The sequence below is a fragment of the Kribbella kalugense genome (genome assembly GCF_004365875.1).
Classification (GTDB): Bacteria; Actinomycetota; Actinomycetes; order Propionibacteriales; family Kribbellaceae; genus Kribbella; species Kribbella kalugense.
In genome coordinates this window covers 2,465,448-2,487,719 of the sequence record NZ_SODF01000001.1, presented here as the reverse complement: position 1 = coordinate 2,487,719, position 22,272 = coordinate 2,465,448, and the positions used below count along the sequence as shown (strand labels likewise).

The window sequence follows — 22,272 nt, the reverse complement described above, 5'->3', positions numbered from 1 at the left end:
GATACAGCCGAATGGCGGTCAAGACCGGAATCGGAAGGTGCTCACAGCAGACTGGTCCGGAGCGAGCGTTCCGGTACCGATCAGAGTGGTCGACGGGACCTTGTGGCCGAATCGCGGTGAGTACCAGCCCAGCAACGGATTGTCGCCACCGCGGTGCGTTGTCCAGGTCAGTCCGGCCGGCAGTTCGACGACGGCAGAGCCGGTGGCCCAGTCCAGCCGTCCGGTCGACCCGTCCAGCTCGACAGAGACCTCTGGCCCCAGATGCCAGGCGATGCGTACGTCGGACGTTGCGTCGAGCCGATCCTCAACCCGCAGTACGCCGGAGTCGAGTGCCGCCGTACGCCGGTGCGTGACAGGGGAGTACCCGTCGTGCTCGGCCTCCCAAGCGTCGGGAGCGTAGTGGAGAACCTTGCTCGTCGCGCCGCGCAGCCAGAGGAACGGACCGCCCCAGGTGGACTGCTCGGTGCGGGCGACTTCGACTGTGTTGTGGGCGATCGTGGAGCGGAAGTAGTCCCGCCACTCCTCTTCACCGTGGTAGCAGTACGTGCCGGGGTCGGCGAGGATGTCGACGCCGTCGACGCGGACCTCGAGGGAGAGCGCGTCGGAGTGGGCGTGGGCTGCGATCGACAGGAAGCCGTGCGGGCCGGCGTCGGAGCGGCACCAGATCTCTTGGTCGCGCAGGATGAGTAGCCCTGCGTCCTCGAAATGGTCCGGTCGTTCGGTCGGGCGGTCTGGTTGCTTGCTGGTGACCAGTGAGCCGACGATGAGTGAGGTCGCAGTGGGCGGGCTGTCCGGCCACCAGGGCGCCGGACCGACGACGGCGGCGCCGAGGGACAGGAAAGCGGCCCAGTTGCTGGCGTCCGGTGGGTCGAGGACGAGCACCATGCCTTCGTCGTCGTCACCCTGGCGCGGTGGCCGGAGCGTCGAATCGACGATGGCTGCGGCGACGTCGACGGTGCGAGTGAGCAGAGCCCAAGTGCGTGGGTTGAGCGGATGACCGGCGCTGTCAGCTTCCAGAGCGGCGTACAGGCCGAGCTCGGAGACGAAGCGGTGGTAGTCGGTGGCCAGCTCGCGGTTCACGCCGGAGGGGAACGTGTTGGCCTCGAGTTCCTTCTCCAGCAGGGCTGCTGCGTCCTCGCGCCAGCGGGCGCTCTTCGTGAACCAGGGGAACGCGCAGGCACCGATGAGCTGCCCGGCGGCCTCGGCGATCACGTGGTTGTTCGCCGACGACCCGTGGCTCTGGAACGCGGCCAGGTAGCGCTGGTGCCAGTAGATCTGCTGGAGGGCCAGCTCGTTGTGCTCGAACAGGTCGGTGATCTCCGGCCAGTCGTTCAGCAGGCGGCGGATCCAGGTCCAGCTGATCAGGCGGATGCCGACCTCGATACCGCTGGCCCAGTGCACCCCGGACAGGAACGGGTTCGTCCGCCACCAGTCGTTGAGGTGGTCGGCAACCCGTTCGGCGTACCGGTCGTCGTGGGTCAGGTACCAGGCTGCGGCCAGCTGGGTCAGGTGGTGGTGGCGGGACAGCTCCCACACCTGCTTGATGTTGCCGACCGCCTCTTCGTTGCGGTGGTTCAGCTTGAAGACGTACTGCGCCGGGTCCGAACGCCGGCCGGTGACCGGGTCGCGGAACCAGTCCGGCTTCTCCAGGTCGGTCCGGTCGATACCGAGTACTTCGAGATTGCCGGCCATGATCGCGTCGGCGGTCTCGATGACCGCCTTGCGGGCGTCGTTGGACACCGCGCAAGCGGTGTGCGGCGACAGGGTGGTGGCGAAGTTGGGTTCGCTGCGCAGGGGGAGATCGAGATCTGCGTCCTGCCCGGGCCTGACCTGTTGGTAGGCCCAGGCAGAACGGCGTCCGGCATCGCGAGCCCGCCAGATGAGTTCGGTGGGGGACATCCGGCGGAGGCGGCGGACGTACCAGCCCAAGGGCTGGCGGCTCACACTTTCTCCGGCTTACCGCTGGCCAGGCTGCGGTCGACGGCAATGGTGGCGCGGGTGGTGGCGATCAGTGAGTCGAACGGGATGGGCATCGGGCCGCCGGACTTGACCGCGGCGACGAAGGCCTCGAGTTCGATCCGCTGACCCTTGTCGGTGCTGCGGGTCTTGCGGGTGGACGGCTTGCGGCCGCTCCACACCGACGCGCTCTGGAAGTTGTCCAGCCGGCCGTTGCGGCCGCCGCCGGTGATGTCGAGCGTCTCCTTCGGGAAGCGCGAGTTGCCGCCACCGACATAGCTGATCGTGCCGACCGAGCCGTTGGCGAACCGCAGCGTGACGACGACATCGCCGGCGTCAGGCCCAGGTACGGCGTACACCTCGGTGGGGAGGCTGTTCAGCCACCAGCCGAGGGTGTCGATGAAGTGGCCGCCCTCACCGGCGAACCGGCTGCCTTCCTTGCCGGCGTCGAGGTACCAGCTGGTGGAGTCGAGCTTGCCCGCGTTCACCAGGTAGCGCAGCGAAGAGGCGCCGCCCGGGTCGCCGAAACGGCTCTTCAAATCGGTGAGCAGCGGTGCGAACCGCCGGTTGAACCCGACCATCAGGCGATCGTTGCCGGTGGCATCAGCCGTGGCGACGATCCGGTCCAGCTCCTCGTCGGTCAACGCCAGCGGCTTCTCGACGAAGACCGCCTTCCCGGTCTCCAGCGCCCGGCAGGCAAGGTCCGCGTGCGAACTGTGCCGGGTCACCACGAACAGGGCGTCAAGAGACTGGTCGGAGAGCACGTCCTGCGAGTTCGTCGACACCGTCTCGAAACCGAACCTGCGCTGGGCGTTTGCCGCCGACAACGACTTGTTCGTCGCGACCTGCGCCAGTACGACGCTCTCGTTCTTCTGCAAGTGCGGCAGCAGCATGCTCGACGCGTAGTTGCCCGCACCAACAAACCCGAGACGCACCGAACCAGTGGTGGCGGTCGCCGGACTTGCGACCCTCGGAGCAGGCTTCTCCTCGCGAGGAACATCCGGGTACTCGAACAGGAACCCAACGCCCGGAAGCGCACCACTGCTGAGCTGCTGGTAGACGTTGGTCGCGTCCGCGATCGGGAACTGACCGGCGATCAAGGAACCCACGTCGATCTGCTCGCGGGCGATCAGGTCGATGAAGCACTCGAGGTTGCGGCGCTCGGTCCAGCGGACGTACCCGGCCGGGTAGTCGATGCCCTCGAGCTCGTAGCGGTCGTCGTACCGACCAGGGCCGTACGAACGCGAGAAGCGGACGTCGAGCTCCTTGTCGTAGTACGCGTTCCAGGGCAGGTCGAGCCTGGTCTTGCCGATGTCGACCACCCGGGCCCGGTCGCGGGCCAGACGGGCAGCGGTCTCGACCGGACCGTTCGAGTGACCGCCCGCGGCCAGCAGGATCCGGTCGGCTCCGAGGCCATTCGATGCCTCCAGCAACGACCGCTCCAGCGACGCGATCCCGGCCTCGTCGGCGGACGAGCAGGCCAGAGCGCCGGCCTTCTCCGCCATCCGGCACCGGTCCGCGACCATGTCGATCCCGAAGACCCGTACCCCGGCCGCAACCAGCAACCGCACCACGAGCTGACCGACCAGGCCGAGCCCGATCACGACCGCCGTCTCGCCCAGCTGCACCTCGGCCTGCCGAACGCCCTGCATCGCGATCGCACCAACGGTGGAGAACGCGGCCTGCTCAGCCGGCACGCCATCCGGTACCGGCACGCACAGGTTCAGCGGCACCCAGTTGTACTCCGCATGCAGCGCGAACTCGTTGCCCGCGGCAGCGACCAGCTGCCCGACACTGAACTCCTCAGCACCCGCGCCGACCTCGACCACCACACCACAGAGCGAGTAACCGAGCGGCGTGTACGAGTCGAGCTTGTTCATCACCTTCTTGTAGGTGTTGAGCGCGCCCTGCTGGGCAACGGAGTCCAGCACCTTCCGCACCTGGTCCGGCCGGGCCTTGGCCTTGCCGACCAGGGACAGCTTGGCCTCGCCGACCTTCATCAGCTCGGTCCCGGTGGAGATCAGCGAATAGAGCGAACGGACCAGGACGCCACCCGGCGCACAGCCGGGCGCCGGTACGTCGAGAACCGCCAGCTCGCCGGACTTGTAGTTCTGTGCAACCTGTTTCATGCCAGTCCTTCAGAGAGAAGAGTCTTCGGTGTCAGCTGATGGTCACGCCCAGGGACCGCATGTTCCGGGTCCAGGTCTCCAAGGTCAGGAGCTGCCAGATCTGCTTCGAGTAGTCCTCGCGCCCGGCCCGCTCGTCGTCAACCAGCTTCTGTACGGCGTCCTGCCGCAAGAACCCGCTTCCGACCAGCTCACCGCGCAGCAGCACGTCGTCCACCAGTTCGCGCAGGTCGTTCCGGATCCACGCCCGTAGCGGTGCGCTGAACGACGCCTTCGGCCGGTAGATGATCTCCTTCGGCAGCCACGCCTCGGCCGCCTTCTTCAGCGCCAGCTTGCTGACCCGGCGGTGGATCTTGTCGCTGCCCGGGATCGAGAACGCGGCTCGCGCCACGATCGGGTCGACGAACGGCGTCCGTACCTCGGTCGACGCGGCCATGCTGGACCGGTCGGTGTAGGCCAGGTTCAGCCCGGGCAGGAACATCCGCGAGTCGGCCAGGCACATCCGGTTCACGTGGTCGTCGAGGGTCGTGTCGTGGTAGATGTCGCTGTGCTCGGCGAGCAGCTTGCCGACGTACGGGTCCAGGTCCGGGTTGATCAGGCCGGCCAGCTGGTCCCCGTCGTACATCGTGTAGCTACGCCGGAACGCGGTCTCCTCGGACAAGTTCGCGAACGTCTCGAATCGCTTCGCCCAGCGCGCGTATCGCAGGCCGCGACCGTTCACCGTGACCGGCAGGCGCCGGACGGTGGGTCCGATCAGCCCGTTCCGTAGTACGCCGGGAAGCTTCTGGTACTGCGCTCCCATCACGCACGCGAGGTGTTTGCGGTAACCGCCGAACAACTCGTCGGCGCCCATCCCGGACAGCAGGACCTTCACGCCGGCGTCGCGGGCGGTGTCGCACATCAGCAGTGTGTTGATCGCGGCCGGGTCGCCGATCGGCTCGTCCAGAATGTCGACGATCCGCGGAAGCAACTCGACCACATCGGGAGCGATCTCGATCTCGTGCAGGTCGATGCCGAACTGCTGCGCCACCTTGCGGGCGTAGATCGCGTCGTCCGGCATCGCCTCGAGCTTCTGGTCCTGCGACCGGAAGGTGATCGTGTACGAGTCGACGCTCGGATCCATCTGCTTCGCGAGCACCGTGACCAGGCTCGAGTCGAGTCCACCACTGAGGAAGGTGGACACCGGTACGTCGGCGACCATGTGCGCCGCGACCGACTCCTCGATCACCTGGCGCAGGTCGGCGGGTGGGCCGGCCGCGGCCTCGGTCGCGACGTCGGTCACCCGCCAGTACATCTCGTGCCGGCTGCCGCCGTCGGGCCGGAACTCCGCCCACGAACCCGGCGGAAGCTTCTCGACCCCGTCGATCGCGCAGCGCTGCTCTGGCAACCAGTAGTAGAGCATCGACGCGATCAAGGCACCGGGCTCGGTGCGCAGCTCGGACCCGACCGCCGAGACGAGCGCCTTCAGCTCGGACGCGAAGATCACGCCGCCCTGACGGCGGAGGAAGTACAGCGGCTTGATCCCGAGCGGGTCGCGGGCGAGGTACATGCTGCCGCTTTCCTCGTCCAGCATCGCGAACGCGAACATGCCGCGGAACCGCTTGAGTGCGTCCGGACCCCAGCGGCGCCAAGCCTCCAGCACCACCTCTGTGTCGCCGTTGGTCCGGAATCCGACGCCGGCCTTGGACAGCTCGGCGCGCAGTTCCTTGTAGTTGTAGAGCTCGCCGTTGTAGCAGATCGTCAGACCGCGCTTGCTCAGCGGCTGGTCGGCCTCCGACGACAGATCGATGATCGAGAGCCGGCGGTGCGCGAGGTGCGCGTGCACGTCACCGTCTTCGTAGCTGTAGATCCGGTCGGCGTCAGGACCGCGGTGGGCGATCCGGTCGCTCATGGTCTGCGCGAGGGCGCGTCCGTCGTGCTGCTGGTAGCAGCCGGCGATGCCGCACACTTCAGGAACCCGTCGCGTTCTTGATGTGGCTGACGTCGGCGAGGTGGCTGACGTGCCCGGTGAGCTGGTCGTACACCTCGAGGTATGCGGTCTGCTGGTGTTTCCAGGCGAGGACCTGCTCGACCCGTTCCCGGCCGAGTTTGCCCATCCGGCGACGACGTACCTCGTCGTCGAGCAGCTCGACGATCGCCTCGCCGTACTGCGCCACGTCGTTCGGCTCGACGTACACCGCGGCGTCCGCGGCGGAGACCTTGGTCTCGACCAGGTCGAAGGCGACGACCGGGAGCTCGAAGGCCATGTACTCCATCGTCTTGTTCATCGTGGAGACGTCGTTCAGCGGATTCTTCGGGTCGGGGGACAGGCCGATGTCCGCCGTCGACATCACCGCGCGCACCGTCTCGTCCGGCACCCGGCCGGTGAACTCGATGTACTCGTCGAGACCGAGGTCGTGCCGCAGCGCGACGACCTCGTCGAACGAGTCACCGCCGCCCATCAGCGTGAACGCGATGTCGGTCCGGCCGAGCTTGTTGACGATGTGGTCGGCCGCGCGGACGACGATGTCGACGCCGTCCTGCGGGCCCATCACGCCGATGTAGGTGACCAGGTAGCGGTGACCGCGGCGGAGCGACTCGTCGACGACAGACGGGTCGCGCTGGAGCTTGTCCGGGTCCGGCCCGGTGCGGACCACGGTCACGTCGTGGTTCGCCTTGCCGCTGCGGGTGATCGCGATCCGGCGGTACGAGTCATTGGTCGAGGTCACGTGGTCGGCCGTGCGGTGCGTCATCCGCTCGAGGAACCGGAGTCCCTTGTACGGGAGACTCGTCGTACCGCCGAAGCGGGACTGGAACAGCTCCGGGCACAGGTCGTGGTGGTCGAAGACGAACTTCGTTCCGTCCAGGCGGCGCAGCAGCATCGCGATCGGCCAGAAGATGTCCGGCGGGTTGCAGGCCTGCAGTACGTCGAACTTGCCGGCCTTCCGCGCCCGGAAGACCAGGCGGAGCGTCAGCAGGAACGAGTACGCGTACTCGGTGACGAACCCGAGCTTGCTGCCGCCCGGGGCGTACGCCTTGTACTGGTGCACGGTCACGCCGTCGATCACCTGGTACGCCGGATCGCCGGGACCCTTCGGGCAGACGACGGTGACGTCGTACCCGGACGCCACTAGGGCCTTGCACTCCAGCCAGACCCGGCGGTCGAACGGCACCCAGAGGTTCTGGATGATGATCAGGACGCGCGGACCGCTCACCAGCCCACTCCTTCGTATCCGGCCAGCGCCTCGACATCCGCGCCGAGTCGACCGCTGAGGTCGATGGTTCTCGCCGGCGGCGTCTTCAGCAGCGCGCTGATCGCGGCGCTGTCCGTGGCCGAAACGATGGCCAGGTCGGCGCCGTCGAGCGCCGCGTTCGCGTCGTCGGTGAGTACGCGCTGCAGGTGCGGCAGCTTCGAGGTGACGTGTCGCAGGTTCGCGCCGACCAGGCGGCTCGGGTTCACGATCGCGTCGTAGATGCGCAGGTTGTAGCCCTTGCCGATCAGCCGCTCGGCGAGCTCGACGTTCGGGCTCTCGCGGAGATCGTCGGTGGCGTGCTTGAAGCTCAGGCCGAGCAGTGCGATCTCGCGGCCGGGACCGGCGATGACGCGGTCGACGACGTCGCGGACACTCCGCTCGTTGGTGGCCAGCGCGCCGGCCAGCAGCGGCAGTTCGGTGTCGTTCATCCGGGCCAGGTGCAGGACGGAGCGCAGGTCCTTCGGGAGGCAGGAGCCGCCGAAGGCGAAGCCGGGCTTCAGGTAGTACGGCGAGATGTTCAGGCTGGTGTCCTGGACGAAGATCTTCATCACCTCGCGCGAGTCCACGTCGAAGTGCCGGAAGATCCGGCCCATCTCGTTCGCGAACGAGACCTTGGTGGCGTGGAACGCGTTGCAGGCGTACTTGAGCGCCTCCGCCGTCCGGACGTCGACGATCTCGACGGTGTTGTCCAGGAACGAGAACAGATCGGTCAGAGCGGTACCGACCTTCGGGTTGCGGGTTCCGACGACGACGAACGGCGGCGCGTAGAAGTCCGCGAGCCCCGATCCCTCCCGCAGGAACTCCGGGCACATCGCCGTACCGAAGGTCAGACCCTCCGGCGGCGGTACGTCGGCCAGCACCTTCTCGACCACCTCGTCCACAGTCCCCGGCGGGACCGTGCTGCGGACGACGATGCTGTGGAAGCCCGACGCCGGCCGTACGACGGTCTGCGCGGCCTCCGCGATGTCGCGGACAGCGCGCTTGATGTAGGTGAGATCGGTACTGCCGGCCGCAGTGGACGGCGTACCGACACAGATCAGTGAGACATCGGCACGCTCCAGCGCGACCCGCGGGTCGGTGGTCGCGTGCAACCGCCCCGACGTCGCACCCGCGGCGACCAGCTCGTCCAGACCAGGCTCGACCACCGGACTGTGTCCCTGGGTGATCGGGTCGACCTTCGCAGTGTCGACATCCACCCCCCAGACGTCATGCCCAGCCGCAGCCAGACAAGCAGCCGTGACCGACCCCACGTATCCCAAGCCGAATACGGCAACCTTCATAACGCCCCCCACAGGCTCATGACGCGGCATCCCCACGTCCGCAGCGCCATTGAGAGCACCGTGCCTGGTGCGCTGATACATCAGCGCCAGAAATTGGCGGAAAGTATCCTGAGTCACGGAACGTGTCCGACCCCCCATCCATCGGAGTAACCATGGAAGCCTCCTACGACCTCCCGAACGGCGACCGGGTCCGGGTCATCGACACCACGACCGTGGGACAGAGCCTTGGCCGCATCCTCGAGCTGTACCGCGGCGGCGCCACCGAACCCGTCTTCTTCGGCGACCAGCCCCGCCCCGAAGGCGTCGTCATCTCGTTCGAACAGTGGGCCGAGTACGAAACTCTCAAGGAAGACGCGGAGGACGACCGGCGCCGGGAGGACCTGGTCCGGCAGCGCATCGCCAACCACGATCCGTCGCAGGGGGAGACGTACGAAGAGATGATGGACAGGTACGGCCTCGACCCCGACAGTGACGAGTTGAGGCCGAAGGACGGTGGTAGCGCCAACGGTGACCGGACGCCATGAACTACCACCTGATCCATCATCCTGATTTCAGCCGGGACATGGACCGGCTGCACGCGGCGTGGAAGCAGGACCGGAACAGCCCTTCCGGCCGTGAGTTCCAGGCAGCGATGACTGCGTTGAAGGCGTTGCGCGAGGAGCGTGAGGGCGAGTACCAGGGCAAGCAGCTCGGCTACGGGCCGCGGTCGTACGACCTGCGCGACTGCGCGGAGCTGAAGGTTCCCGTGGATCGGGAGTTCACTCCAGGTGGGTTCGAGCGAGGGCCGTCGCACCGGTTGGTCTACCGGGAGTTCGCTCCGCTGCCGGTGATCCAGGGTGATCGGGTCGTACAGGATCCGAACGCTCAGGCCTACCGGCAGCCGATCGCCTTCGCGCATCGGTCGAACGATCCGGCGGACATCGCAGGGAAGCGGTTGGGACGCACGGTGGGTATGCCGTCGCAGGAACTGCAAGGGGTGACCGGCGGAGGGCGTCCGGATATCGGGCCGCAGCGGGAGGGCGTGCAGACGACGCCGCATCGGATTCCGGTGCCCGGTGACCTGCTGAGGCAGGCGCAGATCCTCCGCGACAGCCCGCCGGCCGGGACCGCGCCGAAGCCGGCCGCTGCGCCGCAGGCGAACGCCAACCGACCACCCGGCCCGGGGACATCCCAATCGAAGGAACGCTGACCGGGCGGATCCGGGGGACGGCTCCTGGGCGATCTACTGGAGCGGTATCGCAACGGTTCGACCGAGCAGGTGTTCTTCGCCGGCGACCAGCCCCGGCCCGAGGGCGTCATCCTGCTTTCGGCCAGTGGGCCGAAAGCCCCGAACCTCCTGCCGAAGGACGACGGACCGGAGAAGCGCTGACGCCGCTGAGCCCCCGACGTACTCCTCAGGCGGCGTCGGTTTTGTGTGGGGTGAAGGAGACGTGAGTCTCGTCGTCGTCGAGTGCGATGTTCAGCGAAGCGTCCAAGGCGTGCGCGAGCTTCGAGAGCAACGGCAGGGTGGGGACGGTGTCCGAACCTTCGATCCGGGAGACCTTCGCCTGCGTCAGGCCGGCACGCTCGGCAAGCTGGGTCTGGGTGAGGCCGAGCTCGACACGCCGTTCGTACACAGCTCGAGCCAGGGCCATCGAAAGGCGGATCTCACGACGCGCCTGTACGACGTCCTCAGGCTCGATCGCGTCTGTGCCGAGCTTCCGCTCACGCACGGACTTCCAACGGCTGTGGCGCATTACTCGATCTCTCCTCTCGGGTCCGCTTGACCTCTGCCTCTTCCCGCATTCGCGTCTTCCGGAACACCTTCAGTAGCAGGGGCGTGCGTACGGTCCGCCCAGTATGTCGCAGACGACATACGGCAACTGGGCACCACCAGACTCCGGTGAATTCGAGAACGATGTATCAGGCGCTTGTCCGGTGGTTCTTTATTGGGCGACAGGGGACTGCTGGGGTGAGGGGAAACGGATGAGGGTTCTGGTCACCGGGGATCGCGGGTACATCGGGGCCGTGATGGTGCCGTTCCTGCGTGCCGCCGGGCATCAGGTGGACGGGCTGGACACCGGGCTGTACGAGGGGTGCGACCTGCTGGGCGGGCCGGATCCGATCGGGGACCGGGTGCCGCGCGACATGCGGGACGTCACGGCGGGGGAGCTCGCGGGGTACGACGCGGTGGTCTGTCTGGCCGCCTTGTCGAACGACCCGCTCGGGCATCTCAACCGTGACGCCACGTATTCGGTCAACCTCGACGGGACGCTGAACGTTGCGCGCGCCGCCAAGGACGCCGGCATCGAGCGGTTCCTGTTCGCGTCCTCCTGCAGCCTGTACGGCGCCGCGGGGTCGGAGGCGGTCACCGAGGACGCCGAGATGTTCCCGGTCACGCCGTATGGCGAGACGAAGGCGATCGCCGAGCAGGAGCTCTCCAAGCTCGCCGACGACACCTTCAGCCCGACGTACCTGCGGAACGCGACCGCCTACGGCGCCTCGACCCGGCTGCGGCTCGACATCGTCGTCAACAACCTGACCGCGATCGCGCTGACGTCGGGCCAGGTCCGGCTGGAGAGCGACGGTACGCCGTGGCGCCCGCTGGTCCACATCGAGGACATCAGCCGGGCGTTCCTGAAGGTGCTCGAGTCGCCCCGCGAGATCATCCACGACGAGGCGTTCAACGTCGGCCGGTCCGAGGACGTGGTCCAGGTCCGCGACATCGCCGAGATGGTCCGTGAGGCCGTGCCGGGGTCGACCCTGTCGATCGCCGACGGCGCCGGCCCCGACCTGCGCAACTACAAGGTCGATTTCAGCAAGCTCAACGAGACGTTCCCGGACCTGCAGCTGCAGTGGACGGTCCGCAAGGGCGTCGACGAGCTGTACGGCGCCTACCAGCGGCACGGACTCACCCTCGACGACTTCAACTCGGCCCAGTTCGTCCGGCTGCGCCGGATCCAGCAACTGCTCGGCGCGGGCCTGGTCGACGACCAGCTGCGCCGGCAGACCGACGCGCAGTTCCCAGGACCGAAGGAGATGCAGTGATGAACAGCTGCCGGATCTGCGGCGCGGAGCTGACGCGCACGTTTGTCGACCTCGGCATGTCGCCGCCGTGCGAGAGCTACCTGCGGGCCGACCAGCTCGACAGCGGTGAGACGTTCTACCCGCTGCACGTCCGGATCTGCGACAACTGCCTGCTGGTCCAGCTCCCGGCGTACGTCGCCGCCGACGACGTGTTCAGCGACTACCTGTACTTCTCGTCGTACTCGACCAGCTGGGTGGAGCACGCTCGCCGGTTCGTCGTCGACATGCAGGAGCGCCTCGACCTCGGCGCGGACAGCCTGATCGTCGAGGCCGCCAGCAACGACGGCTACCTGCTGCAGCACGCGACCGCCCTCGGCATCCCGGTGCTCGGCATCGAGCCGGCCGCGAACATCGCCAAGATCGCGAACGAGAACGGCATCCGGACCGAGAGCTACTTCCTCGGCGAGGAGACCGGCAAGGACGCGGCGGCCCGGCACGGCCAGGCTGACCTTGTCGTCGGCAACAACGTGTTCGCGCACGTCCCGGACATCGTCGACTTCGCCAAGGGCCTGCGGGCGCTGGTGAAGGACGACGGCCTGGTGTCGCTGGAGTTCCCGCACCTGCTGCGGCTGATCGAGCGGCGTCAGTACGACACGATCTACCACGAGCACTACCAGTACCTGACCCTCAAGACCGCCGCGCTGGCGCTGGAGAAGGCCGGCCTGAAGGTCGTCGACGTCGAGGAGCTGGCCAGCCACGGCGGGTCACTGCGACTGTTCTCGACGCCGATCGAGACCGCGGGCGAGCCGACCGAGCTGGTCGTGAAGGTCCTGAAGGACGAGGAAGACGCCGGCCTGCACACGGTCGAGGGCCACGAAGGCTTCGCCAAGGACGTGTTCGCGATCAAGGCCGACCTGGTCACCTTCCTGGTGCAGGCCGCCCGGGCCGGCAAGACGGTCGCGGGGTACGGCGCACCCGGTAAGGGCAACACGCTGCTCAACCACTGCGGCATCCGCGAGGACCTGCTGCCGTACACGGTCGACCGCAGCCCGCACAAGCACGGGATGTTCCTGCCGGGAACCCACATCCCGATCTTCGCCCCGGAGCGCCTGGCCGAGACGCGCCCCGACTACATCGTGATCCTGCCGTGGAACCTGCGTGCGGAGATCGTCCACCAGCTCGGCTACGCACGGGAGTGGGGCGCGAAGTTCGTCGTACCCATCCCGCGACTCGAAGTGATCTGAACAGGCTTGATCTAAAAAGGCGTGGGGGGAAGGAAAGTCAGATGAAGGTCGTGATCTTCTGTGGGGGGCTCGGGCTGCGGATGCGCAGCGGCATGGACTCCTTACCGAAACCGATGATGACGATCGGCGACCGGCCGGTCCTGTGGCACATCATGCGGTACTACGCGCACTTCGGCCACACCGAGTTCATCCTCTGCCTGGGGTTCGGGGGAGCCGCGGTCAAGGAGTACTTCCTGCGCTACGAGGAGACGGTCTCGAACGACTTCGTGATGTCGAAGGGCGGGCAGCAGATCGAGCTGCTCGACTCCGACATCAGCGAGTGGAAGATCACCTTCGTCGACACCGGCATGGACACCAGCATCGGTGAGCGGCTGCGCCGGGTCCGGCCGTACCTGGAGGACGACGACGCGTTCCTGGCCAACTACGGCGACGTGCTGACCGACGCGCCGATGGACAAGATCGTCGATCACGTGCTGACCAGCGACATCACCGCCAGCCTGCTCGCGGTGCCGCCGCAGGCGTCCTTCCACGTGGTCGAGTTCGGCCCCGACGCCCGGGTCACCGGGCTGCGGTCGGCCACCGACCTGAACGTCTGGATCAACGGCGGGTACTTCGTCCTGAAGAAGGAGATCTTCGACGTCCTGCACGAGGGCGAGGACCTGGTCGGCGACGCGTTCCCGCGGCTGTCGGCGATGCGCCGGCTGGAGGCGATCCCGCACCACGGGTTCTGGGCGCCGATGGACACCCTCAAGGAGCGCAGCCAGCTCGAGGAGCTCTACCGGTCCGGCAAGAAGCCGTGGGCGCTGTGGTCGCACGAGGCCCGCGAACACCATTCGCAGGTCGTGGACAAGTCGGTCGAGCAGCTGGCCGAGGCGCCCGTGGTGGTGGCGATCTGATGCTTCCGTTCCAGCTCGGCCTGATCGACGGGCCGGTCCATCTGGTTGCCCTCGGCGCCCATCCGGACGACATCGAGATCGGCTGCGGCGGCACGCTGCTGAAGCTGGCCGAGTCGGTGCCGGAGCTGACCGCCGAGTTCGTGATCGCGACCGGTACGCCGCTCCGCCTCGAGGAGGCCCGCCGCGCGGCGGAACTGTTCCTGCCCGAGTGCGAGGTGACGGTCACCTGTGCCGAGCTGCCCGACGGCCGGCTGCCGTCGTACTGGAACGAGACCAAGGAGTTGCTCGAGGCAACGGCTCGGAGCAGCCGCCGCCCCGACCTGGTGCTTGCCCCGAGCAAGAACGACGCGCACCAGGACCACCGGCTGATCGCCGAACTGGCGCCGACGGTGTGGCGCAGCCACCTGGTGCTGCACTACGAGATCCCCAAGTGGGACGGCGACATCGGCCGGCCGTGGCTGTACGTCGAACTGTCCGAGGAGCAGATGCGGGACAAGGTCGCGCTGCTGCACAAGGCCTATCCGTCCCAGGTTCCGCACGACTGGTTCGACGAAGAGGTCTTCGCCGGGCTGGCCCGGCTCCGCGGGATGGAGTGCCGGGCGAAGTACGCCGAAGCCTTCACGACAGGCAAGGCCACGCTGACATGGTGACCGAGGGGGATGCAGTGAGCTTCAGGTGTCGTGGATGCGCGGCGGAGAACGTCGTACCGGTGGTGGACCTCGGCGACCAGCCGTGTGCCGACCACTTCCCGCCGGCCGACAGCCCCGGACCCGATCCGCGCTGGCCGCTCGCGCTCTGGCTGTGCCGGGAGTGCACGCTGGTGCAGCTCGGTCCGGTCGAGGCGCAGATGGCCGAGGAGCCGTTGGCCGTCGAGTCCGCGACCAGCCGCGCGCATGCCGAGGCCGGAGTCAAGGAGATCCTCAGCGATCACCCGGAACTGAGCAGCGGGACGGTGTTCGAGTTCGGCAGTCCGCATGGCGGGTCCTGGCTCGACCACCTGTACGTCGCGGGCTGCAAGCTGGCCGGCGATGGCGAGACGGCCGACCTGGTGGTCGACGTACACGGCATCGTGCACGAGCCGCAGTACGGGGATTCGCTGGAGCTGCGGGCGGAACGGCTCGCGCCGGGCGGCCTGCTGGTGATGGAGTTCCACCACCTGCTGCCGTTGTTCATCGGCAACCAGTTCGACACGATCCGGCACGGCCACTGGGCGTACGTCTCGCTGCGTGCGCTGCGGAACGTCGCCGCGCTGCACGGTCTGACCGTCGAGTCGGTGAAGCAGGTCGACATGTTCGGCGGCAGCCTGATGGTGATGCTGCGGCACACCGCGGACGCCAAGCCGGACGCGTCGGTCGACGTGGTGCTGGAGGACGAGGAAGCGGCCGGGATCGCGGACGAGGTTCAGCTCGGCAGCCTGCAGGAGGCCGCGCGGCATGCGGCCGGCGCGCTGCACGAAGAGCTGAGCCGCCACAAGGCCGCCGGTCGCACGGTCATCGGGTACGGCGCTCCGTCCAAGGCGCCGGTGCTGCTGGACCTGAGCGACGTGACGACGGACCTGCTGCCGTTCACCGTCGATCTCGCACCCGGTAAGCACGGACGCCGGATCCCCGGTGCCGGCATGGTGCCGATCCGGCCGATCGAGGAGCTGAAGGCCGCGCGGCCGGACGTCGTCCTCGTACTCACCTGGGACATCGCCGACGAGATCGTCGCGCAACTCGAAGCCGACGGCGGCTGGGGCGCCACCTACCTGGTCCCGCTGCCGGAGCCCCACGAGCTAGGAACTCGACGTCAACACGACAGCTGAAGCGGGGAGAGGAACCAGAATGACATCTGCTGGAGGCAGCCTTCGCAACTCAGGGCTGGATATGGTCAAGCGCGTACTTCGTGGGCCGGCCGCTCGGATGAAAGCGGTCCACAACCTGCGGTGGAAGGTGACCTCGCGAGAGGCGCTGTTCACCCAGGTCTACGAGACCTCGGGGTGGGACAGCGAGGAGTCCGGGTCCGGCACCGGGTCGGAGCTGCGCGCAACCGTCGACATCCGCGAACGCCTGCCGGAGATCCTGACCCGGCTCGGCGTCACGTCGATGCTCGACGCGCCGTGCGGTGACCTGAACTGGATGCGCCACATCGAGCTTCCGGTGCAGAAGTACCACGGTGTCGACATCGTCGCGAGCGTGATCGAGAAGAACCGGCAGGAGTACGGCGACGAGCAGCGCGAGTTCGCCGTCCGCGACCTGACCAAGGACAAGCTGCCGAACGTCGACCTGGTCCTGTGCCGGGACTGCCTCGTGCATGTCTCCTTCCAGGACGCCGCCGACATCCTGGCGAACTTCCGGGCCACCGGCGCGGAGTGGCTGGTGATCAACGACTACCCGAACGTCGAGCGCAACCACAACCAGTTCACCGGCCGGAACTGGCGGCAGCTGAACATGCTGCTCCCGCCGTTCAACTTCCCCGAGCCGATCGAGCACTTCCCCGACGGCGGCGAGGTCGACCCGAACCGGCTCGGACTCTGGCGCCTCCAGGACCTGCCGGCCGTGCAGCGAAGCGGTCTGTGAGCCAACCATGACAGCTGTTCTACGCCGCCTCACCTGGGGACTCGCCGACCAGGCTGTCACCAGCCTGGTCAGCTTCCTGGTGGGCATCGTCGTCGCCCGGCAGCTGGGCGCGCTGCAGTTCGGCGCGTTCAGCCTGGCCTGGGTGACGTACGGCGTGGTGCTGAACATCTCTCGCGGCCTGGCCACCGATCCGTTGGCGGTCCGGTTCAGCGGCCTGGACAGGTCGGTGTGGCGGACAGCGGTCGCGAAGTCGTCCGGGATGGCGATCGTGGTCGGTCTCGGCCTCGGCGCGGTCTGCGCGACGGTCGGGCTGCTGCTCGGCGGGCACGCCGGCCAGGCATTCATTGCCCTGGGCATCGTGTTGCCCGGCCTGATGCTGCAGGACAGCTGGCGGTTCGCCTTCTTCGCGTCCGGACAGGGCGGCAAGGCTTTCCTCAGTGACATCACCTGGGCGCTCGGGCTGATCCCGCTGCTGTACCTGGCTTCGCAGCACGCAACTGTGACCAGGTTCGTGCTGGCCTGGGGTGCGGCCGGGATCTTCGCGGCGCTCGTGAGCGGGCTGCAGGCAGGCATCCTGCCGCGACCGGCACTGGCCCGCCGCTGGCTGTCCGAGCACCGGGATCTCAGCCTTCGCTACCTGACCGAGAACGTCACGCTCAGCGGCGCGTACCAGCTCCGCATGTACGGCCTGGGTGCGTTTGCCGGCGTCGCGGCCGTGGGTACGGTGCGCGGCGCGGAGATGCTGCTGGGACCGTTCTTCATCGTGCTCTCCGGCATCGGCCTGGTCGCGGTGCCGGAGGCAGCTCGGGTACTGCGTCGTTCGGTCCGGGCACTGCCGGTGTTCTGCCTGCTGCTCGGCGGCGCGCAGGCGGTGGCCGCGTTGGCCTGGGGTCTGCTCCTGATCTTCGCGCTGCCGGACTCGTGGGGTCACGCGCTCCTCGGCGAGGTCTGGCTGCCGGCGTCGGTATTGGTGCTGCCGGCAACTTTGTCGGTGGCCAGCGCGGGCTTCAACACCGGGGCCGCGGCCGGCCTGCGCGCACTCGGTATCGCCCGCCGCAGCCTGAAGGCGCAGCTCTGTGCCTCCGCCTTCTACCTGGTCGGCGGCGTGGTCGGTGGCGCACTCGACGGTGCGCGCGGTTCGGCCTGGGGGGCCGCGTGCGCGACGTTCTCGGCGACGTTCGTCTGGTGGCTTACGCTGCGGGTCGGCATCCGGGAGCGCAAGCAGCTCGAGTCCGCGGTGGATTCCGAGCCGGTCCGGCCCGAGGTGAGAAGCACATGAACGCCGTACCGCGGCTGACTGTCGGGCTGCCGGTCTACAACGGCGAGAAGTATCTCGCCGACTCCCTCGATGCGCTGCTGGGCCAGTCGTACGGCGAGTTCGACCTGATCATCTCCGACAACGCCTCGACTGACAGCACGGAGGAGATCTGCCGGCAGTACCTGGCCAAGGACTCGCGGCTGAGCTACCTCCGGCAGCCGGTCAACATCGGCGCCACGCCGAATCACAACTACGTCTTCGAGCAGTCGCACAGCGAGCTGTTCAAGTGGGCGTCGTACGACGACCTGTACGGCAAGGACCTGTTGAAGCGCTGCATCGAAGCGCTCGACGACGACCCGTACCTGGTTCTCGCGCACGCGTATGAGGCGATCATCGACGCCGCCGGCGAGATCGTGCTGGAAGTCGAGTACCCACTGGACACAGCCAATCCGCACGCACCGGACCGGTTCCGCAGCCTGCTCTTCGACGTCGGTGGTGACGACTTCTACGGTGTGATGCGCTCAGACATCCTTCGCCGTACGCCGCTCAACGGCAGCTACCACCACTCCGACCGGACGATCATGGCCGAGCTCGCGCTCTACGGACGGTTCGGCCAGGTGCCAGAGCAGCTGTTCTTCCGCCGCGATCACGCGGACCGGGCCGAGCGGGCCACGCCGACGATCCGGGCCCGGTCGGCCAACATGGAGCCGCGGCGGGCGAGCCGTCTGCTCAACCCGACCGTCCGGCTGGTCGCGGAGTACGTCAAAGGTTTCGTCGGCGGCATCCGCCGTGCGCCGCTGTCATCGGCCGACCGGCGGGAGTGCTACGCCCACCTGACTCGTTGGCTGGCCAACCGCGCGGTGCACCGATCGACCGCCCGGATCGAGGACACCGTGCCGCAGCAGGGCTCGCAGAGATGAGGAGAAGATGAACGCAGTACCGCGGCTGAGCATCGGACTGCCGGTCTACAACGGAGAGAAGTACCTCGCGGAGGCGCTCGACGCGCTGCTCGGGCAGACGTACGCCGACTTCGAGCTGATCATCTCCGACAACGCCTCGACCGACGGCACGGAGCGGATCTGCCGGGAGTACGTGGCTCGCGACCCGCGTGTCCGCTACATCCGTCAGCCGGTGAACCTCGGCGCCTCGCCGAACCACAACATCGTCTTCACCGAGTCCAGAGGCGAGCTGTTCAAGTGGGCGTCGTACGACGACCTGTACGCCCGGGACCTGCTGGACCGGTGCATCCAGGCCCTCGACGAGCACCCGGACGCCGTGCTGTGCCACTCGTGGAGCGCGATCATCGACGAGGCCGGCGACATCGTCGCCAAGGTCGGCTACCCGTTGACCACCGACTCGCCGGATCCGGTCGAGCGGTTCCGGAGCCTGCTGTTCGACGTCGGCGGGGACGACGACTACGGCGTCGTCCGGTCCGACGTACTGCGTCGTACCGCCTTGAACGAGAGCTTCTACCACGCCGACCGGACGATCGTGGCCGAGATCGCGCTGCACGGCCGGTTCCACCACGTGCCGGCGTCGTTGTTCTTCCGCCGCGACCACCCGGACAGTGCGCTGCGATCGAACCGGACGGTCCGCTCGTGGTGCGGCAACCTCGACCCGCGGCGGCGGAACCGGTTGAAGCACCCGACGGTGCGGCTGCTGGTCGAGTACCCGCTGGGCTACGTCCGGGCGCTGTTCCGCGCGCCGCTGACCGGTGGTCAGCGAATGCGTTGCCTCTGGCAACTGGTGCGGTGGATGACGAGCCGGGTGGTGCCGCCGTCGATGCGGCAGCAGGACACCCCGGTCGAGCAGGTCAGTGAGGTCGTGTCGGTATCCATGGTGGTCGCGGGCCAGAACGGGCGAGTCGCATGAGCAGTGACAGCTTCACCACGGCGGCCGCGCGCGGTCCGCGGATCGGGCTCTTCGGCCTCCTCGGCCACGGGAACCTCGGCAACGACGGGTCACTGGAGGCGTTCCTCGCCTTCCTGGCCAAGTCGTACCCGGACGCGGAGATCGACTTCCTCTGCTCCGGTCCCGAGGTCGTCGAGGCACGCTACGGCCTGCGCGCGACCCGGATGAACTGGAACCGCGACGAGTACAACACCGCCAGCAGCCTGCGTTCGGTCGCACTCAAAGGTATCGGAAAGATCGTCGACTTCTTCTGGACGGCGTCCTGGGTCCGGCGCCACGACGTGGTGGTCGTGCCGGGAATGGGTGTGCTGGAAGGCGGTCTGCCGCTGCGCTGGTGGGGATTCCCGTACTCACTGTTGCTGCTGACCGCCGCCGGTCGCGTGGTCGGTACCAAGGTCGCCCTGGTCAGCGTCGGCGCCAACTCGTCGGGACGCCGGATGACCCGCCGCGTCTTCACCTTGGCGGCCCGGCTGGCGTACTACCGCTCGTTCCGCGACCAGCTGTCGAAGGACGCGATGCGCGCCACCGGCCTGGGCATCGCGGACGACCCGGTCTATCCCGACCTCGCGTTCTCGCTGCCGATCCCGGAGGTCCGTTCGGCCACCCCGCCGGGGGAGCCCACGACGGTCGGCGTCGGCGTGATGACGTACCGCGGCACCGAGGACGACCGGGACCAGGGCGAAGAGGTGTTCGCGGACTACCTCGCGAAGATGACCCGCTTCGTCGACTGGCTGGTCGAGCACGGGCACCGGGTGCGGCTGCTCACCGGAGATCACGAGGACGAGCTGGCCTCGGCCACGATCCTCGCCGCGGTGCGGGCCGGCCGGCCCGACCTCGATCCCTCCTGGGTGGTCGACGAGCCGCCGCGGTCGCTGGACGAGCTGATGGAGCAGATGGCAGCGGTCGACACGATCGTGGCCACCCGGTACCACAACGTGGTCTGCGCCCTGATGCTCTCCAAACCGACCGTCTCGATCGGGTACGCCGCGAAGAACGACGTACTGATGGCCGACATGGGTCTCGCCGAGTTCTGCCAGTACATCCGCACTCTGGACGTGGATCGGCTGATGAGCCAGTACACCGCGCTCGAGTCGCGCCGCGACGTCGTCGGGCAGGCCATGGACGAACGGAACGCCGTCAACCGCCGCCTGATCGATGAGCAGTACGAGGTCCTGACGTCGCAGCTCTTCCCGAAGTCGGCCGAAACCCTGGAGGGACGCTCATGAAGGTGACGCAGGTACCTGAGGTCGCCGGGGTCTATCTGTTCGAGCCGACCCCGCACGTCGACGAGCGTGGCTTCTTCAGCCGGACCTTCGACGCCGAGGTCGCCCGGTCGGTGGGGATCGACCCGGACGGGTTCGCGCAGGACAGCCTGTCGCGCTCCCGCAAGGGCGTGCTGCGCGGGATGCATCTGCGCTCCGGCGGCGGTGAGTCGAAGCTGGTCCGCTGCTCGGCCGGCGAGGTGTTCGACGTCGTCGTCGACCTCCGGCCGGACTCGCCGACGTACCTGCAGCAGGCGCACTTCACGCTGTCGGGGGACACCCAGGCCTCGGTGTACATCCCGGCCGGGTGCGGGCACGGCTTCCAGGCGCTCACCGAACCCGCGGACATCGCGTACCGGATCGACCGGCCGCACGATCCGTCCGAGGACGTGGTGATCGCCTACGACGACGCCGATCTCGCCATCCCGTGGCCGCTACCGGTCACGCTGATGTCGGCCCGCGACCAGCGGGCGGTATCGCTCGCAGACCACATCCGGCCGGGCGTTCCGACCGCTCACTGATCACCACCATCTCCGGGAAGGCGCCTCATGGCTCACACCGCATCCATATCGCAGCTCACGACGCCGCCGTGGGCGCTCGTCAACGGCGAGCTCGTGCCGTACACCGACGTGAAGATCCACATCGGCGCCGAGGCGCTGACCCGGGCACTGAGCGTCTTCGAAGGCGTGAAGGGTTACTGGGACTCCGCCGGCGAGGTCTTCTCGCTCCGGACGCCGCGCCGTCACTACGACCGCCTGTGCCGGTCGGCCTCGCTGTTCCACATCCCGGTCCGGTTCAGCTACGACGAGTTCCTCGCCGGGCTGTCGACGCTTGCCGGTGAACTGCTCGTGCCGGACAAGGACCTGTGGTTCCGGCCGACCATGTTCGTGACCCACGGGCACTGGGGTGAGGCGACCGAGGCCGACCTGGTGGTCACGGCGTTCAGCCAGCGCAAGCTCGACCCGGACCCGATGCGGCTCGGCGTGACGAGCTGGCGCCGGGCCTCCGACCTGGTCCTGCCCACGCGGGTGAAGAGCAGCGCGAACTACGTCGGCGCCCGGATGGCCCGGATCGAGGTACGCCGGCTCGGGTACGACGACGCGATCATGCTCAACGACTTCGGCCGGGTCGCGGAGGCGACCGGCGCGTGCGTCCTGATCGCCCAGCGCGGACGGATCGTCACGCCGCCGACCAGCGAGTCCTGCCTGGACAGCATCACCGTCGACATCCTCGAGGAAGTCGCCAAGGACCTCGGGATGCCGTTCGAGCGGCGGCCGATCGAACGCACCGAGCTGCTCGCCGCCGACGAGTGCGGCCTGGCGGGCACCATCTCGGAGCTGACGCTGGTCTCCGAGCTGGACGGTGTCGAGTACGAACAGTCCGGGCTGCTGGCACAGCTCCGGCAGCGTTACCTGGAACTCATGCGTGGCGATCTGGTCCTGCCCAACGTCGACCTGGTGCCGCTGGTCGACGCGTCACGTGCCCTACGTCCGGTGGGGGCCGGAGTACAGGCCGGCTGAGTCCGGTCTGGGGGAATTTCGC

The 22,272-nt window shown here is 67.9% G+C and carries 20 protein-coding genes; 14 read left to right on the top strand and 6 right to left on the bottom strand.

Going from position 1 to position 22,272, the window contains the following annotated elements; all coding sequences use genetic code 11:
- Positions 1–18 precede the first annotated feature (18 nt).
- Genes EV650_RS11685 through EV650_RS11665 form a run of 5 tightly spaced genes read right to left on the bottom strand, consistent with a single transcriptional unit; the run spans position 19 to position 8,595 of the window.
- Positions 19–1,944: a heparinase II/III family protein gene (locus EV650_RS11685; RefSeq protein ID WP_202874469.1), complete on the bottom strand. Its 1,926-nt coding sequence runs from the start codon at positions 1,942–1,944 to the stop codon at positions 19–21.
- The gene (locus EV650_RS11680) at positions 1,941–4,085 is read right to left on the bottom strand and encodes a bi-domain-containing oxidoreductase (protein WP_134118158.1); all 2,145 of its coding nucleotides are present in this window, start codon (positions 4,083–4,085) and stop codon (positions 1,941–1,943) included. The genes EV650_RS11685 and EV650_RS11680 overlap by 4 nt, the downstream gene beginning before the upstream one ends.
- Positions 4,086–4,116: 31 nt before the next feature.
- Positions 4,117–6,030 (bottom strand): asparagine synthase (glutamine-hydrolyzing), encoded by a 1,914-nt coding sequence (gene asnB, locus EV650_RS11675; protein WP_134118155.1) that lies wholly within the window; start codon positions 6,028–6,030, stop codon positions 4,117–4,119.
- Position 6,031: 1 nt separating this feature from the next.
- Positions 6,032–7,276, bottom strand: a complete 1,245-nt coding sequence (locus EV650_RS11670; protein WP_202874467.1) for a glycosyltransferase family 4 protein — start codon at positions 7,274–7,276, stop codon at positions 6,032–6,034.
- Positions 7,273–8,595 carry a UDP-glucose dehydrogenase family protein gene (locus tag EV650_RS11665; RefSeq protein WP_166678087.1) on the bottom strand — a complete coding sequence of 441 codons (1,323 nt, stop codon included), beginning with the start codon at positions 8,593–8,595 and terminating at the stop codon, positions 7,273–7,275. Before EV650_RS11665 ends, EV650_RS11670 begins: the two co-directional genes overlap by 4 nt.
- A gap of 152 nt (positions 8,596–8,747) precedes the next feature.
- Here EV650_RS11665 and EV650_RS11660 point away from each other — a divergent pair, with 152 nt between their 5' ends.
- Positions 8,748–9,119, top strand: coding sequence for a hypothetical protein (locus EV650_RS11660; RefSeq protein ID WP_134118151.1), 372 nt, complete (start codon positions 8,748–8,750; stop codon positions 9,117–9,119).
- The gene (locus tag EV650_RS11655) at positions 9,116–9,784 is read left to right on the top strand and encodes a hypothetical protein (protein ID WP_134118149.1); all 669 of its coding nucleotides are present in this window, start codon (positions 9,116–9,118) and stop codon (positions 9,782–9,784) included. Before EV650_RS11660 ends, EV650_RS11655 begins: the two co-directional genes overlap by 4 nt.
- A gap of 205 nt (positions 9,785–9,989) precedes the next feature.
- Here EV650_RS11655 and EV650_RS11650 read toward each other — a convergent pair whose 3' ends face one another.
- Positions 9,990–10,331, bottom strand: a complete 342-nt coding sequence (locus EV650_RS11650) for a helix-turn-helix domain-containing protein (protein WP_134118147.1) — start codon at positions 10,329–10,331, stop codon at positions 9,990–9,992.
- A 229-nt stretch (positions 10,332–10,560) separates the two neighbouring features.
- Here EV650_RS11650 and EV650_RS11645 point away from each other — a divergent pair, with 229 nt between their 5' ends.
- Genes EV650_RS11645 through EV650_RS11590 form a run of 12 tightly spaced genes read left to right on the top strand, consistent with a single transcriptional unit; the run spans position 10,561 to position 22,250 of the window.
- Positions 10,561–11,622, top strand: coding sequence for an NAD-dependent epimerase/dehydratase family protein (locus EV650_RS11645; protein WP_134118145.1), 1,062 nt, complete (start codon positions 10,561–10,563; stop codon positions 11,620–11,622).
- The gene (locus EV650_RS11640) at positions 11,622–12,845 is read left to right on the top strand and encodes a class I SAM-dependent methyltransferase (protein ID WP_134120029.1); all 1,224 of its coding nucleotides are present in this window, start codon (positions 11,622–11,624) and stop codon (positions 12,843–12,845) included. The genes EV650_RS11645 and EV650_RS11640 overlap by 1 nt, the downstream gene beginning before the upstream one ends.
- 41 nt (positions 12,846–12,886) lie before the next feature.
- Entirely contained in the window at positions 12,887–13,741 is an 855-nt protein-coding gene (locus EV650_RS11635) for a sugar phosphate nucleotidyltransferase (protein WP_202874465.1), read from the top strand.
- On the top strand, positions 13,741–14,391 hold the full coding sequence (locus EV650_RS11630) for a PIG-L deacetylase family protein (protein ID WP_134118142.1): 651 nt from the start codon (positions 13,741–13,743) through the stop codon (positions 14,389–14,391). The genes EV650_RS11635 and EV650_RS11630 overlap by 1 nt, the downstream gene beginning before the upstream one ends.
- A 14-nt stretch (positions 14,392–14,405) precedes the next feature.
- Positions 14,406–15,545 carry a class I SAM-dependent methyltransferase gene (locus EV650_RS11625; RefSeq protein WP_166678086.1) on the top strand — a complete coding sequence of 380 codons (1,140 nt, stop codon included), beginning with the start codon at positions 14,406–14,408 and terminating at the stop codon, positions 15,543–15,545.
- A gap of 19 nt (positions 15,546–15,564) precedes the next feature.
- Positions 15,565–16,299: a class I SAM-dependent methyltransferase gene (locus tag EV650_RS11620; RefSeq protein ID WP_134118138.1), complete on the top strand. Its 735-nt coding sequence runs from the start codon at positions 15,565–15,567 to the stop codon at positions 16,297–16,299.
- A 7-nt stretch (positions 16,300–16,306) separates the two neighbouring features.
- Entirely contained in the window at positions 16,307–17,578 is a 1,272-nt protein-coding gene (locus tag EV650_RS11615) for an MATE family efflux transporter (protein WP_134118136.1), read from the top strand.
- Positions 17,575–18,477 carry a glycosyltransferase family 2 protein gene (locus EV650_RS11610; protein ID WP_134118134.1) on the top strand — a complete coding sequence of 301 codons (903 nt, stop codon included), beginning with the start codon at positions 17,575–17,577 and terminating at the stop codon, positions 18,475–18,477. Before EV650_RS11615 ends, EV650_RS11610 begins: the two co-directional genes overlap by 4 nt.
- Before the next feature lie 7 nt (positions 18,478–18,484).
- Positions 18,485–19,429 carry a glycosyltransferase family 2 protein gene (locus EV650_RS11605; RefSeq protein WP_134118131.1) on the top strand — a complete coding sequence of 315 codons (945 nt, stop codon included), beginning with the start codon at positions 18,485–18,487 and terminating at the stop codon, positions 19,427–19,429.
- Positions 19,426–20,694, top strand: coding sequence for a polysaccharide pyruvyl transferase family protein (locus tag EV650_RS11600; RefSeq protein ID WP_134118129.1), 1,269 nt, complete (start codon positions 19,426–19,428; stop codon positions 20,692–20,694). Before EV650_RS11605 ends, EV650_RS11600 begins: the two co-directional genes overlap by 4 nt.
- The gene (locus EV650_RS11595; protein ID WP_134118127.1) at positions 20,691–21,251 is read left to right on the top strand and encodes a dTDP-4-dehydrorhamnose 3,5-epimerase family protein; all 561 of its coding nucleotides are present in this window, start codon (positions 20,691–20,693) and stop codon (positions 21,249–21,251) included. The genes EV650_RS11600 and EV650_RS11595 overlap by 4 nt, the downstream gene beginning before the upstream one ends.
- Positions 21,252–21,278: 27 nt before the next feature.
- Complete coding sequence (locus tag EV650_RS11590) at positions 21,279–22,250, top strand: aminotransferase class IV (protein WP_134118125.1); 972 nt, start codon at positions 21,279–21,281, stop codon at positions 22,248–22,250.
- The last annotated feature ends 22 nt before the right edge of the window (positions 22,251–22,272 follow it).